The organism is Marinobacter sediminum, assembly GCF_016820575.1.
GTDB classification, from domain to species: Bacteria; Pseudomonadota; Gammaproteobacteria; order Pseudomonadales; family Oleiphilaceae; genus Marinobacter; species Marinobacter sediminum.
Window position 1 is genome coordinate 236,012 of record NZ_JAEMQH010000002.1, and the last position, 13,525, is coordinate 249,536.

Genomic DNA, 13,525 nt, shown 5'->3' on the forward strand with positions numbered 1-13,525 from the left:
CCAAACGGCTGCTTTTTCCAAAAATCCTTTCCAGAAAAAACACTTAAACTTAGAAAAGTTTAGTTGTTTACTTTGTGGTCAGCAAGAAGCGTGTCGTTCTTTGTGGCAGATTTGTTGCAGTTTTTTGAAAAGGCCATCACAAAGCGCGGGGCGAGAAGTGAGGGAGATTTGGTCCGGGGACGATCGCGGCGATCTGCCCCGGACCATAACGGAAGGCGTTAGCCTCCGAGCTTTTTCACCAGGATCTCATTGAACAGCTTGGGGTTTCCTTGCCCTTTTGAGGCCTTCATGAGCGGCCCCATAAAGCCTCCCAGCATCTTCTTGCGTTTCTTCGGATCGTCCTCGCCCTGGTACTGAGCGACCTGGTCTGGCATGCCGGCAAGTACCTCGTCGACCATCTTTTCCAGTTCGCCGGTGTCGGAAACCTGCTTCAGGCCCTGGGCGTCGATGATGGCGTCCACGTTGTCGCTCTCGCCATTCCAGAGAGTTTCAAACACCTTTTTCGCGCCGGAGGACGATACGGTGTTGTCGGCAATCCGGACGATCAGGTCGCCGAGTTGCGCACCGGTGATGGGCGATTCGGCCACGGTCTTTTCCTCTGCGTTCAGGCGTGCGGAGAACTCGCCCTGAATCCAGTTGGCCGTGAGCTTGGCATCTTTGCCGTGGCTGACCGCCTCCTCGAAAAACGCAGACAGCTTCGCATCGCCGCTTAGCAGGCCAGCATCGTAATCGTTCAGGCTGTACTGCTCCTTGAAGCGGGCTTTGCGGGCGTCTGGCAATTCTGGCAGGCGGCTGCGCGCGTGCTCGATAAAGGCGTCGTCGATCTCGACCGGAAGCAGGTCTGGGCAGGGGAAGTAGCGGTAGTCGTTGGCTTCCTCCTTGGTGCGCATGGAGCGCGATTCGTCCCGGTCGCCGTTGTACAGGCGTGTTTCCTGCACGATCACGCCGCCGTCTTCCAGGATGTCCATCTGCCGCTCGACTTCGTGGGCGATGGCCTGCTCCATGAACCGGAACGAGTTCAGGTTCTTGGTTTCGGTGCGGGTGCCGAGTGTGTCCGAGCCCTTTGGCTTGAGGGAAATGTTCACATCAAAGCGCATGGAGCCCTGGGACATATCGCCGTCGCAAATGCCCAGCGAGGTCACCAGGCTGTGCAGCTTTTTCGCGAATGCCACGGCTTCTTCGGCGTTGCTCATATCTGGCTCGGTGACCACTTCAATCAGTGGCGTGCCGGCCCGGTTCAGGTCCACGCCGGTCATGCCATGGAAGTCTTCGTGCAGGGATTTGCCGGCATCTTCTTCCAGGTGGGCGTGGTGGATGCGCACCCGCTTGGTCTGGCCGTTGGCCAGATCGATGTCTACATGGCCGGGGCCGACGATGGGGCGCTCCAGCTGAGTGGTCTGGTAGCCCTTTGGCAAGTCCGGGTAGAAGTAGTTCTTGCGCTCAAACACCGAGCGGCGTTCGATCTCGGCGTTTACCGCCAGGCCGAACATGATGGCGTACCGGAAGGCCTGCTCGTTGGGCACCGGCAGGGTGCCCGGCATAGCCAGGTCGACCGCATTGGCCTGGGTGTTCGGCTCAGCCCCGTACGCGGTGCTGGAGCCGGAAAAAATCTTGGTTTGGGTCGCGAGCTGAACGTGAATTTCCAGCCCGATCACAATGTCCCATTGCATGGCGTAACTCTCCTATCTCGGGCTTATTGCGGTTCACGCTGGTGCCAGTCGGTCACCTGCTGGAATTGATGAGCGGCGTTCAGAAGTCGCGCCTCGTCAAAGTAGTTGGCAATGATCTGCAGGCCAACCGGAAGCCCATCGACGAAACCGGCCGGTACCGACATCGCCGGCACGCCCGCCAGGTTCACGGCAATCGTGAAGATGTCTTCCAGATACATGGTGACCGGATCGCTGGTTTTCTCGCCCTGGGCGAAAGCCGGGGAGGGGGTGGTCGGGCTCATTAGCACGTCCACTTCCTTGAAGGCGTTGATGAAATCCTGCTGGATCAGTCGGCGTACCTTCTGGGCCTTGAGGTAATAAGCATCGAAGTAGCCGGCCGACAACGCGTAGGTGCCAACGAGAATTCGGCGCTTGACCTCGGTGCCAAAGCCTTCAGCCCGGGTGCGGGTGTACAGATCCATCAGGTCTTTCGGGTCTTCACAGCGGTAGCCGTAGCGAACGCCGTCGAAGCGTGACAGGTTGGCCGATGCCTCGGCCGGGGCGATCACGTAGTAAGCGGCAATCGCCAGCTTGGCGTTGGGCAGGGACACCTCTTTCACCGTCGCGCCCAGCTTCTCGTACTCCTTTACCGCGGCACGGACCTGTTCTTCCATTGCCGGGCTGAGCTGATCCGAGAAGTACTCCTTCGGCAAGCCGATACGGAGGCCTTTTAAAGGTTCGTTCAGCGTGGCGGTGTAGTCGGGCACAGCCCGGTCTACGGAAGTGGAGTCTTTCGGGTCAAAGCCCGCCATGACGTTCAGCATCAGGGCGTTGTCTTCGGCCGTGCGCGCCATGGTGCCGCCCTGATCCAGGCTGGAAGCAAAGGCGATCATGCCGTACCGGGATACGCGTCCGTAAGTCGGTTTCAATCCGGTGATGCCGCACAATGCCGCCGGCTGGCGAATCGAGCCGCCGGTATCGGTGGCCGTGGCTGCCGGCACCAGGCGCGCCGCAACGGCCGCTGCCGAGCCACCGGAAGAACCGCCGGGAACCCGCTTTTCACCGTTGCTCAGGCCCCAGGGGTTGGTGACCGGGCCGAAGTGGCTGGATTCGTTGGATGACCCCATGGCGAACTCGTCCATGTTGGTCTTGCCCAGACACACGGCGCCCGCCTTTCGGAAGTTCTCGGTAACCGTGGCGTTGTACGGTGGTACAAAGTTCTCCAGCATCCGGGAGCCGCAGGTGGTCCGCACGCCGCTGGTGCAGAAAATATCCTTGTGGGCGAATGGGATGCCAGTCCAGGGTGTGGCGTTGCCGGCGGCCCGTTGTTCGTCGGCGGCCTTGGCATCGGCCAGTGCCTGGTCTTCGGTCACGCTGATGAAACTGTTGAATTGATCGTCTTGCTGCTTGATTCGGTCGAGGAACTGCTGTGCCAGCTCCACGCTTGATACCTTGCCGCTCTCCAGGTCGCGGGAAAGCTCAGCTACGGATTTGTTATGCATGATGATTCCTGAATTCGCTGGTCGTCAGATCACTCGATGACACGAGGCACGAGATAAAGGCCGTTCTCGGTGGCCGGGGCGATGGCCTGAAAGGCCTCCCGCTGATTGGTCTCGGTTACTTCGTCCGGGCGCAGGCGCTGAACGGCGTCCAGTGGGTGGGCCAGGGGCTCAACCGCGTCGGTGTCTGCCGCGCTGAGCTGGTCAACCAGATCCAGAATGTTGCCCAGATCGTTCTCAAGGGCTGAGACTTGCTCGTCGTCCACACGAATGCGGGCGAGCACAGCGACTTTTTCAATGTCCTCACGGGAAATGGTCACGCGTTGCCTCCCAGGTAAATGAAAACTCGTTAACAAAACAATCTTGGTGAGAGCGGCTCTGGCCCGCTACAAGCGCACAAAAAGAGGCTCGTAGGATGATTTGAAAGGGAATCTTCGAGCGGCCCGCCCCCAAAGCCAAAAATAAAGTGCGTATGGTAACAGATTCGAACAAAGGCGGGAGGCCCCAATCCACCGGGTAAATGTGTGAATCGTAAGGCTTGAGGCCCGTTCTCACCTTGCCTGTGGGGGTGCTCGCTGCTAAAGTTGCCGCATCTTTTTTGCGACTGCAACTCTCAGGTTGAAACTACACGAATGTTGATCAAAAGACTCCGAGGCTTATTCTCCAGCGACCTGTCCATCGACCTGGGCACCGCCAACACCCTTATTTATGTGCGTGAGCGCGGCATTGTGCTGAATGAGCCGTCGGTTGTGGCTATTCGCACCAACAACTCCCAGAAGATGGTGGCCGCCGTTGGTGCCGAAGCCAAGCGCATGCTGGGCCGGACGCCGGGCAACATTACCGCCATCCGCCCGATGAAGGATGGTGTGATCGCCGACTTCGTGGTTACCGAGAAAATGTTGCAGCACTTTATTCACAAGGTGCACGAGAACAGCTTTATCACGCCGAGCCCGCGGGTACTGGTGTGTGTGCCGAGCAAGTCGACCCAGGTTGAGCGCAAGGCCATCCGGGAATCGGCCCTGGGCGCTGGCGCGCGGGAAGTGTTCCTCATTGAAGAGCCGATGGCAGCGGCCATTGGTGCCGGCCTGCCGGTCGAGGAAGCCAGTGGCTCCATGATCGTTGATATCGGTGGTGGCACGACAGAAATCGCCATCATCTCGCTCAACGGTATTGTTTACGCCGAGTCAGTCCGGGTCGGAGGTGACAAGTTTGACGAAGCCATTGTGACTTACGTTCGCCGCAACTACGGCAGCCTGATCGGCGACTCTACCGCAGAGCGCATCAAGCATGAAATCGGCTGTGCCTACGAAGGCCTCGAAATTCGCGAGATCGACGTGCGTGGCCGAAACCTGGCCGAGGGTGTGCCGCGGGCCTTCACCCTCAACAGTGAAGAAATCCTCGATGCGCTGCAGGAATCGCTGGCGCAGATCGTCCAGACCGTTAAAAGCGCGCTGGAACAGTCTCCGCCCGAGCTGGCCTCTGACATCGCCGAGCGCGGTATCGTGCTGACGGGCGGCGGTGCATTGCTGCGTGGCCTGGATAAGCTGATCAGCGAAGAAACCGGCCTGCCGGTTATCATTGCCGAAGATCCGCTCACCTGTGTCGCCCGTGGTGGCGGCAAGGCACTGGAGGTTATTGATCGGGGTGGTATTGGAATGTTCTCCCAGGAGGGATAAGCCCGTAGGGAGGATTTGCCATTAAAACCATCTTCGTCCAGGGACCGGTTCCGGGCTTCAGACTCTTTCTCATCATTATCCTGTCGGCAGCCCTCGTGGTTGCCGATGCCCGTTTTGATAAACTCTCTTCCGTTCGCAGTACCATCGCCACCGGGCTCGCTCCCGTGTACTGGCTGGGCAACGCTCCCTCCGAGTTCGGTGGCTGGTTCTCCGGCCTGTTTGAAAACAAGGAAGATCTGCAGCAGGAAAACGAGGACCTCAAGGCTCGCCTGCTCATCCTTGAACGCAGGGCGCTGAAATACGCTGCGCTGGCGTCCGAAAACAATGAACTCCGTCGACTGATGAATTCCTCCGAGGTGCTGGATGACCGTGTGATCGTTGGCGAGGTTGTCGGCGTTTCCCCCGATCCGTTCTCCCATGAAGTGATCATCAACAAAGGCCGCAGTGACGGCTTGCGGATTGGCCAGGCGGTGCTCGATGCCCAGGGCCTGATGGGGCAGGTGGTGCAGACCAGCCAGATTACCTCCCGGGTGCTGTTGGTGTCAGACAGCAGCCACGCGGTGCCCGTCGAGGTGGTGCGCAACGGCTTGCGGGCCATCTTGCTCGGGACGGGTGACACCTCAACCCTGGATCTGGTCCATGTACCCGATACCGCCGATATTCGCGAAGGGGATCTGCTGGTCAGTTCCGGTCTCGGTGGGCGTTTTCCTCGAGGTTACCCGGTGGCTGAGGTCAGCCTGATCAATAAGGAACCCGGCGAGCCGTTTGTGGCTATTGAGGCGGTCCCGCGGGCCCAGCTGAACCAAAGTCGCCTGGTGTTGGTGGTGTTTCCGCCGACAACTGCTGAGGTTGAGGCTGCTGCCGAATCCGAGGCCGGCGTTGAAATGTCCGAAGAGGGGGAAGGCTGATGCTGTCCGTAATCAGTTATCCGGTATTTGCCCTGTCGGTCGCAGTGGCGCTGGTTCTGAGTATTTCGCTTTTTCCGGTTGGCTGGTTTGAGTTCCGTCCAGAGTGGCTTGGGCTGGTGGTGTTCTACTGGACGTTCCGGGCTCCGGCTCAGTTCGGCATTCTCCTGGCCTGGATTCTAGGGTTGCTGCTGGATGTGCTTGAAGCAACGCCGCTGGGTGTCAACGCGCTGGCCATGGGGCTGGTCGCCTTTCTGGTGTTAACGATACATCAGCGCCTTCGGATGTACCCAATGCCGCAGCAGTGCCTGATGGTGTTCCTGCTGTTGGGTATCAATCAGATGCTCGTGCATTTTATCAAGCAGATGCTCGGCGCCGACGATGCCGGATTCAGCTACCTTTGGCCGGCCCTGACCAGCGCGCTGGCGTGGCCGGTATTCTGCGTACTTCTTGATAACATCAACCGTAAGTTGGGATGAGCATGTCCACCATCATTCTCGCGTCGGCTTCCCCCAGACGATCCGAGCTGTTGCGACAAATTGGCGTCACTTTTTCGGTGCAGCCAGCAGACGTTGACGAAACCCCTCTTCCGAATGAAACCGCTGAGTACTACGTGGAGCGATTGGCCCGCGACAAGGCCCTGGCGGTCGCCGCCTCCTCCCCGGGTGCTATGGTGCTGGGCTCGGATACCTCGGTGGTGCTGGATGGCGTCATCCTTGGCAAGCCGGCGGATCAGGAGGAGGCCGTTGCTACCCTTATGCGGCTGTCCGGCGCCAGCCACCAGGTGATGACTGCGGTAGCGCTAGCCCAGGGGGGACAGTGCGAATGCCGGGTCGTGGTCACCGACGTCCAGTTCCGCAAGCTGTCGCAGGCAGAGGTAGTAGCCTATGTTGCCAGCGGCGAACCGATGGACAAGGCGGGAAGCTATGGAATTCAGGGCCTTGGTGGTATTTTTGTCAGTGACCTGCGGGGCAGTTACAGTGCTGTAGTGGGTTTGCCGTTGCAGGAAACCGCCGCCTTGTTGGCGGATGCCGGTCATCCGGTCTGGGAAAACTGGCCAAACAGTCTGGAGAACCGTACATGAGTGAAGAGATTCTGATCAACGTGACCCCCGTCGAAACCCGCGTAGCGCTGGTTGAGAACGGTATGTTGCAGGAAGCCTATATTGAGCGCACCAGCCGTAAGGGCATCGTCGGCAATATCTACAAGGGCAAAGTGGTCAGAGTCCTCCCGGGCATGGAAGCGGCGTTTGTTGATATCGGCCTGGAGCGGGCGGCTTTTATCCACGCCTCGGATGTGATCTCCCAGTCCGGACCAGACGATTCCAATGATGGTCCGAAGACCGTGCCCGATATCCGGACACTGCTCCGTGAGGGGCAGTCTCTGGTAGTACAGGTCACCAAGGATCCGATCGGAACCAAAGGCGCACGCCTGACCACTCAACTGTCGATTCCATCGCGCTATCTGGTCTTCATGCCGGGTGTCAGCCACGTGGGTATCTCCCAGCGCATTGAGGACGACACCGAGCGTGCTCGTTTGAAGGGGCTGGTGGAAGGCGCAGCTGAAGAAGAGACTGAAGTGGAAGGTGGCTACATCATCCGCACCGCAGCCGAAGCGGCCTCCTCCGACGAGCTGATCGGCGATATGACCTACCTGCATCGCCTTAGCCAGTCGATTCATGAGCGCATTTCAAAGGTGCAGGCGCCGGCGGTGGTGTATCAGGATTTGCCCCTGTTTATCCGCACCATTCGGGATTTGATCCGCCCGCAAACGGAGAAAGTGCGCATCGACAGCCGCGAGAGCCACCAGCGCGTGATGGAGTTCGTGGAAGAGTTCGTCACCGAATTTGCAGACAAGGTGGAGTACTACCCGGGCGAGCGTCCGATCTTCGATCTTTATTCGGTCGAGGACGAGATCCAGAAGGCCCTCAGTCGCAAGGTGCAGCTCAAGTCGGGCGGTTACGTGATCATCGATCAGACCGAAGCCATGACCACCATCGATATCAACACCGGTGGATTCGTCGGGCATCGGAACCTGGAAGAGACCATTTTCAAGACCAACCTGGAAGCGGCGCGGGCGATCAGCCGTCAGGTACGGCTGCGCAATCTCGGCGGCATCATCATCATCGATTTTATCGACATGGAAGATACCGAGCATCAGCGCCAGGTGCACCGGATGCTGGAGAAGATGCTGGAGCGGGACCACGCCAAGACCAAGATCACCGGTGTTTCCGAACTGGGGCTGGTGGAGATGACCCGCAAGCGCACCACCGAAAGCCTCGGTCAGGTTCTGTGTGAACCCTGCCCGATCTGTGATGGTCGCGGCTTCCTGAAAACCAGTGAAACCGTGTGCTACGAGATCTTCCGTGAAATCTTGCGGGTGAACCGGGCCTATGAGGCCGAAAACTATCTGGTGATGGCGTCTCAGAGTGTGGTTGACCGATTGCTGGATGAAGAGTCCGACAATGTCGCCGATCTTGAAACCTTCATCAGCAAGACCATTCGATTTCAGGTCGAGCCGTTTTACAGCCAGGAGCAGTACGATGTGGTTCTGCTCTGATTCGATTTCAGCCTGCCAATATGGCGTATAGGGCTCGCTGATGTCCCACGACGACCGCGAGCAGCCCTGGCCGGAACACATGGCAGAGAGCCCGCCGGTTAAAGTTGCCGCCAGGCTCTCCAGCCTGGTGTGGTGGTTCCTGCTAGTGGTGCTTATTGTCTTTGCGTTATACGCAGGGGTAGGGCGCCAACTCACCCGCAATGTCGATACTTTTGCTGACGATCTGGCCGAAGCGCTCTCCGCGCGCATCGGTCACGATGTTGCGATCGGCAGCCTGTCATCGCGCTGGTTCTGGCTCGACCCCTCCTTTACCGCCCGGAATATCAGTATTGCCAACCCGGACTCCGACGTCACCGTAGCCCGGGTTGATCACCTTCAGGTGCGATTCGATTTCCTGTCTTCGTTGCTTCGCATGCGGGTGGTATTTGAAGACTTCGAAGTGGATGGCGTTGAGCTTGCGCTGAACCAGTCCGAGTCGGGGGAAGTTGAAGTGCGAGGCGCCGAGCTGCCCGAGCCGGTGAATCACCGCCTGAAAGATTGGCTCAATCTGGCCGGGAAGTGGCTGTCTGAGCCCTACGTCAAAATCACCCGGTTGAGTCTGGGCATCCGGGACAACCAGGGCAATGTCCGCACGGTTGATGTGCCCCAGCTGGACCTGGTGTACCGCAAGGGGCTTTTCCGAGCCTCCGGACGAGCTATCAAGTCTGGAACCACTGAACAGCTGGCCAGTTTCAGTCTGGTTGGAAAGCACTTCTTCCGCGGTGATTTCACCGGTCAGCTTTATCTGGATGTGAATTCCGGTCGGCTGTTTGATGGCCTGATCGATGACTACCAGTGGCGATCCATTCGGGTGGAGGGTTTTGATCTCGGCGGTGAGGCCTGGCTGACCTTCCGTGATGGTGAGCTCCTGCAGGTCACCGGAACGGTTCGGACACCTTATCTTCAGCTTGGCGTTGGCCGCGAATCCTTGGCCCCGATTGAAAATATCCGGGCCCGGTTCGGTTGGCGTCGTTTTGCGGCGGGGGCGCTCGAGGCAGGTTCCAATCAGACAGAAGGTACTTCCGAACAGTCTGAGGGCCCCGGGGAGTGGCACCTCAAGCAGCTGGAGTGGACCTGGAACGGTAACCAGGTGTCGCCGTTCAGTCTGCGCCTGATGCCGGAAGAGGGTGGCGTCACTGTCATTGCCGATGCGTTACCGCTCGGGCCCACCAGAAGGCTGATTTCCCGCCTACCCATATTGCCCGAGAGGGGCGCCGATGCCCTCGAGAATTACCGGCCCAGAGGTTATTTGGACCAGGTGTCCCTTTGGTTGCCGGATCGCGGCGACGACAACACCTTTGAACTCACCGGACAGCTGCGTGACCTGAGTGTTGAAGCCTACCGGGGGGCTCCGGGTGTAAGTGGGTTATCCGGGATGCTGTATGTTGCCCGTAACGCCGGCTATGTCCAGATAGACACTGCCGACGCGCCTGTGCGTTTGTCCTTCCCTCAGCTGTATGAAAACGGGTGGGCATTATCCCAGCTGGACGGTCTGGTGGCCTGGCAGCTGGAGGATGGCATTACCCGGGTATTCTCCGACGACATTCGCATGCGCCAGCTCGACGGCCCGGCGCTTACTGGCGCTTTCGACCTGAAACTCAGTCGCGCTGGCGAGGACAATCTGGGCCTCAAGGTAGGGTTGGAAGGGGCCGATGAAAGCGCTTTAGAAGACTTCATTCCGAGCAAGGTCGTGAGCACCGAGCTGTACGATTGGCTGACCACCTCGATCACCCGGGCTGACGTTACTTCCGGGGTTTATTACGGCCATGGCCAGATCGGCTCGGATGCACCACCGGGTTCATTCGTATCTTCCATGGAGTTTAATTTCGAGAACGCCAGCGTCCGCTATGACCCGCGCTGGCCGGACGTGACAGATGCCCGTGGTCAGGTGGTGGTCAATGGTCTCGATACCCGGGTGACCCTGGACCAGGCGCAAACCGGCGGCCTGAACCTGGCTTCCAGTAAAGTGAAGGTGGTACCCGATGAGCAGGGTACGGTTGTGGTTGTCGATGCAGCCGCCGATGTACCCGGCGAGGCGGTCAGGTTCTGGATGGACAACAGTCCATTGGGCGAAATGGCAGGCTCAGAGGCCCACCGTCTTGAATTCGGCGGCCAGTATCGGCTGGGCCTTGGTATCTCGCTACCGCTGGGTGCCGAGGGGGAGGTTTCGGTGGACGCCCGCGTGAGCGCGGACAAGGCAACAGTGTCTTACCCACCAGCGGGCCTGGCCTGGGAAGAGGTCAGTGGCGAGCTGGCTTATCAATCGGCCGAAGGTATTTCTGGGGGGCCATTGACGGCCCGGTTCCTGGATGCACCGGTACGTATACGCCTGTCCAGTAGCGCGTCCGGCGAGGCGCTCTCGATTCGACAGACCGGGCAATACCCGACGGCCGAGTTGCTTGCCGCGGCCGGGGTGGCGCCGGGACGCACATTGGGGCTTAGCGGAACCCTGGACTATGCGGCCGGCCTGGAGGTTAGCGAGAATGCCAGCTCCAAGATCTGGGTGCGGTCAGACCTGCAAGGTGTCGAAGTTGCCTGGCCGCAACCGTTGGCGAAATCGGCCGACGAATCTGCCCCTCTTGAGGCGACCATTGATCCGCAGGCACCCGGTGGCCTTGCGGTCTCCGGTACCTGGGAAAACCGGGCATCGTTTGATGTGCTCTGGAAGCGTACGGGGCTGGAGTTCAATCTTGGGCATCTCTACCTGGGGCGCCATACCCTCGATGACATTCAGATAGAAGCTCTGGATCTGGGCGACCGCTGGGTAGTGACCACCAACTCCGAGAGGGCCCTGGGCCGTATAGCGGTGCCCGATGATGGCAGCACTGTGATGGCGGACTTCGAGCGCGTGCGGCTAACGCGAGACGACCAAGCGGAGCAGGAGGAGCGAGAGCTTCTGACCTTTGAGGAGCAGCTGCAGGCCTTTCGGGATCTCGATATGGGCGAGTGGCCCGATGTGAATGTTTCGATTGCCGATCTTCAGCTGAACGATGAAACCCTGGGAACCTGGTCATTCAAGCTGCGCCCCGCACCTTACCGGCTGGCGGTGGAGGGCATTGAGGGCCGGCTTAAATCATTGACTCTGGTCGGGGATATGAGCTGGAGTATCATCGATGACCGAGAGACAAGCCGGTTTGCCGGTTCGGTCACCGGTGGCAAGGTGGCCGACCTGAACAGCTTGTTCAGAACCGAGATTCCGCTGACCAACGAAAGCACCAATATTGAACTCGATCTGGACTGGCCGGGCCGCCCGGATGAGATTTCACTCGCTGCTTTGAACGGGTCGGTCAGCCTCCGGCTGGACGAGGGCATCATTCTCGAGCAGAACAACACGGCCCAGGTCTTCCGGGTCTTCAATTTGTTGAATGCCGATACCCTTTGGCGCCGGTTGAAGCTGGATTTCTCGGATCTCTATGAGCGTGGTGTGGCCTTCGATGCCATTTCCGGTCGGGCACAACTGGTGGACGGGCGGGTTAATATGGATCCGGAGCTGCAGGTGGTGGGTCCGTCCGGCGCCTTTAAGCTCAGTGGTTCAACCGACATTGCAACCGAGACCCTGGACATGCGGCTGGTGGTGGTCTTGCCGCTGACCCAGAACCTGCCGTTGGCAGCTTTGCTGATGGGCGCCGGGGCACCCATAGGTGGGGCCTTGTTTGTTCTGGACAAGATTCTGGGCGATCCTTTAAGCAAGCTCACCAGCGCGTCCTACGGGGTGACCGGCACCTGGGACGACCCGAAGGTGGATCTCCGGCGAGTATTCGATAATGGCGAATGACAGGAGCTGATTATGACCGCAATCGTATCCGGCCGTGTGGCTGCCATCCAGATGGTGAGCACCCACGACATTGACGCCAATTTGCAGGAAGCTCGCAGATTGCTGAAGGAGGCTGCCGATCAGGGGGTTTCGGTGGCGGTGCTGCCGGAAAACTTTGCCGTTCTGGCGACTCATCAGATGCTCGAGTGCGGCCGCACCGAAGCGGGTGATCAGCCTGTGATCCGGGCGTTCCTGGCGGAGCAGGCGAGAACCCTGGGGTTGTGGATTGTGGGCGGCTCCTTGCCCCTGGCGGAAAGGCCGGATGGTACAGCCATCAGTGACCGGGTACGTGCCTGTTGTCTGGTCTTCGACGCACAAGGGCAGGAAGTCGCCCGGTACGACAAGATCCACCTGTTCGATGCGATGGTGGAAGACGCCCATGGTCAATACCGGGAATCGGATACCTTTGAGCCGGGCGAGCAGCTGGTAACGGTTGACACCCCAGCCGGCAAGCTGGGACTGGCAATCTGCTACGATCTGCGGTTCCCGGAGCTGTTTCGGGCCCTGCGTGCCGAGGGCGTGGACTGGCTTTGCTTGCCGAGCGCATTCACCTGGCAGACCGGTGATGCGCACTGGCATGCGCTGATCCGCGCCCGTGCTATTGAAAATCAGGTGGCGGTTGTAGCGCCGGGCCAGGGCGGACAAAACAGCGAGCGGCGCAGAACCTACGGCCATTCCCTGATCTGCGATCCATGGGGCAAGGTGGTGTCTGAGTTGGCCGAGGGGCCGGGCGTCGTGGTGGCAGACCTGGATGGCGATCAGCTGGCGGAGCTGCGAAAGCGGATGCCAGTGTGGGAGCACCGCCGGCTATAGGGCCGGCGGCAGCAACTCAGCTGGTTGCTTCGGCGTCGTCCACACATTCCCGGAGGTAGCGGAACAGTTTTCGTGCCTGCCCGGTATTTTTCTGCTTTTCGACGTCCTTGCGGGCATTTCGCGCCAGGTTGCGCAAATGCTGCATGTCGGCGCTCGGGCAGTAGTTAAAGAATTCACCCACCACGGAGTCGCCTTCGGTGATCATCCGATCACGCCAGCGCTCGGCCAGGTGGTGCCGCCGGGTGTGCTCTTCACTGCCCGCATCAAACGCATCAATGGCCCGCTTCAGGGCATCGGGATCGTCTTCCTGGCGAATGATCTTGCCAACGTACTGCAAGTGACGGCGCTTGGCTTCGTTCTGACGAATGCGACGAGATTCTTCAATCGCGGACCGAAGGGTCTCGCTGATCGGTAGGGTGTCGAGCTGGTCATTGCTCAGATCGAGCATGCGCTTGCCCAGATCCTGCAGAGCATGCATCTCCCGTTTGAGCTGAGATTTGCTCTTGCCAAATTCGTCTTCGTCGTCGTACTGGTCGTGCTGAGTCATGGTAAATCCATTGATGTTCGGTAG

General features: G+C 59.4%; 11 protein-coding genes. 7 read left to right on the forward strand and 4 right to left on the reverse strand.

What is annotated here, in order from left to right:
- Positions 1–218 precede the first annotated feature (218 nt).
- Genes gatB through gatC form a run of 3 tightly spaced genes read right to left on the reverse strand, consistent with a single transcriptional unit; the run spans position 219 to position 3,468 of the window.
- A complete protein-coding gene (gene gatB, locus FGO67_RS07910; RefSeq protein ID WP_203300203.1) occupies positions 219–1,670 on the reverse strand; it encodes an Asp-tRNA(Asn)/Glu-tRNA(Gln) amidotransferase subunit GatB in 1,452 nt (483 codons plus the stop codon).
- A gap of 23 nt (positions 1,671–1,693) precedes the next feature.
- On the reverse strand, positions 1,694–3,151 hold the full coding sequence (gatA, locus tag FGO67_RS07915; protein ID WP_203300204.1) for an Asp-tRNA(Asn)/Glu-tRNA(Gln) amidotransferase subunit GatA: 1,458 nt from the start codon (positions 3,149–3,151) through the stop codon (positions 1,694–1,696).
- A gap of 29 nt (positions 3,152–3,180) precedes the next feature.
- The gene (gene gatC, locus FGO67_RS07920; protein ID WP_041341056.1) at positions 3,181–3,468 is read right to left on the reverse strand and encodes an Asp-tRNA(Asn)/Glu-tRNA(Gln) amidotransferase subunit GatC; all 288 of its coding nucleotides are present in this window, start codon (positions 3,466–3,468) and stop codon (positions 3,181–3,183) included.
- A 315-nt stretch (positions 3,469–3,783) separates the two neighbouring features.
- Between gatC and FGO67_RS07925 the strand changes: the two genes are divergently transcribed.
- The 7 genes from FGO67_RS07925 (at position 3,784) to FGO67_RS07955 (ending at position 12,954) form a co-directional block, all read left to right on the forward strand.
- Positions 3,784–4,824, forward strand: coding sequence for a rod shape-determining protein (locus FGO67_RS07925; protein ID WP_041343930.1), 1,041 nt, complete (start codon positions 3,784–3,786; stop codon positions 4,822–4,824).
- A gap of 74 nt (positions 4,825–4,898) precedes the next feature.
- Complete coding sequence (mreC, locus tag FGO67_RS07930) at positions 4,899–5,732, forward strand: rod shape-determining protein MreC (RefSeq protein ID WP_420844510.1); 834 nt, start codon at positions 4,899–4,901, stop codon at positions 5,730–5,732.
- Positions 5,732–6,208, forward strand: a complete 477-nt coding sequence (mreD, locus tag FGO67_RS07935) for a rod shape-determining protein MreD (RefSeq protein ID WP_203300205.1) — start codon at positions 5,732–5,734, stop codon at positions 6,206–6,208. Before mreC ends, mreD begins: the two co-directional genes overlap by 1 nt.
- A gap of 2 nt (positions 6,209–6,210) precedes the next feature.
- Positions 6,211–6,813 carry a Maf family protein gene (locus FGO67_RS07940; protein WP_203300206.1) on the forward strand — a complete coding sequence of 201 codons (603 nt, stop codon included), beginning with the start codon at positions 6,211–6,213 and terminating at the stop codon, positions 6,811–6,813.
- Positions 6,810–8,288 (forward strand): ribonuclease G, encoded by a 1,479-nt coding sequence (gene rng / locus FGO67_RS07945; RefSeq protein ID WP_203300207.1) that lies wholly within the window; start codon positions 6,810–6,812, stop codon positions 8,286–8,288. Before FGO67_RS07940 ends, rng begins: the two co-directional genes overlap by 4 nt.
- A 40-nt stretch (positions 8,289–8,328) precedes the next feature.
- Positions 8,329–12,102, forward strand: a complete 3,774-nt coding sequence (locus tag FGO67_RS07950; RefSeq protein ID WP_203300208.1) for a YhdP family phospholipid transporter — start codon at positions 8,329–8,331, stop codon at positions 12,100–12,102.
- A 12-nt stretch (positions 12,103–12,114) separates the two neighbouring features.
- A complete protein-coding gene (locus FGO67_RS07955; protein ID WP_203300209.1) occupies positions 12,115–12,954 on the forward strand; it encodes a carbon-nitrogen hydrolase family protein in 840 nt (279 codons plus the stop codon).
- Positions 12,955–12,970: 16 nt separating this feature from the next.
- Here the strand turns inward: FGO67_RS07955 and yjgA are convergent, their stop codons facing one another.
- The gene (gene yjgA, locus FGO67_RS07960; protein ID WP_203300210.1) at positions 12,971–13,501 is read right to left on the reverse strand and encodes a ribosome biogenesis factor YjgA; all 531 of its coding nucleotides are present in this window, start codon (positions 13,499–13,501) and stop codon (positions 12,971–12,973) included.
- Between the last annotated feature and the right edge of the window lie 24 nt (positions 13,502–13,525).

Excerpts from the sequence above, each read along its gene's own strand:
- gatB (WP_203300203.1), bottom strand. The coding sequence starts at position 1,670 with ATGCAATGGGACATTGTGATCGGGCTGGAAATTCACGTTCAGCTCGCG.
- gatA (WP_203300204.1), bottom strand. The coding sequence starts at position 3,151 with ATGCATAACAAATCCGTAGCTGAGCTTTCCCGCGACCTGGAGAGCGGC.
- mreD (WP_203300205.1), top strand. The coding sequence starts at position 5,732 with ATGCTGTCCGTAATCAGTTATCCGGTATTTGCCCTGTCGGTCGCAGTG.
- FGO67_RS07940 (WP_203300206.1), top strand. The coding sequence starts at position 6,211 with ATGTCCACCATCATTCTCGCGTCGGCTTCCCCCAGACGATCCGAGCTG.
- rng (WP_203300207.1), top strand. The coding sequence starts at position 6,810 with ATGAGTGAAGAGATTCTGATCAACGTGACCCCCGTCGAAACCCGCGTA.
- FGO67_RS07950 (WP_203300208.1), top strand. The coding sequence starts at position 8,329 with ATGTCCCACGACGACCGCGAGCAGCCCTGGCCGGAACACATGGCAGAG.
- FGO67_RS07955 (WP_203300209.1), top strand. The coding sequence starts at position 12,115 with ATGACCGCAATCGTATCCGGCCGTGTGGCTGCCATCCAGATGGTGAGC.
- yjgA (WP_203300210.1), bottom strand. The coding sequence starts at position 13,501 with ATGACTCAGCACGACCAGTACGACGACGAAGACGAATTTGGCAAGAGC.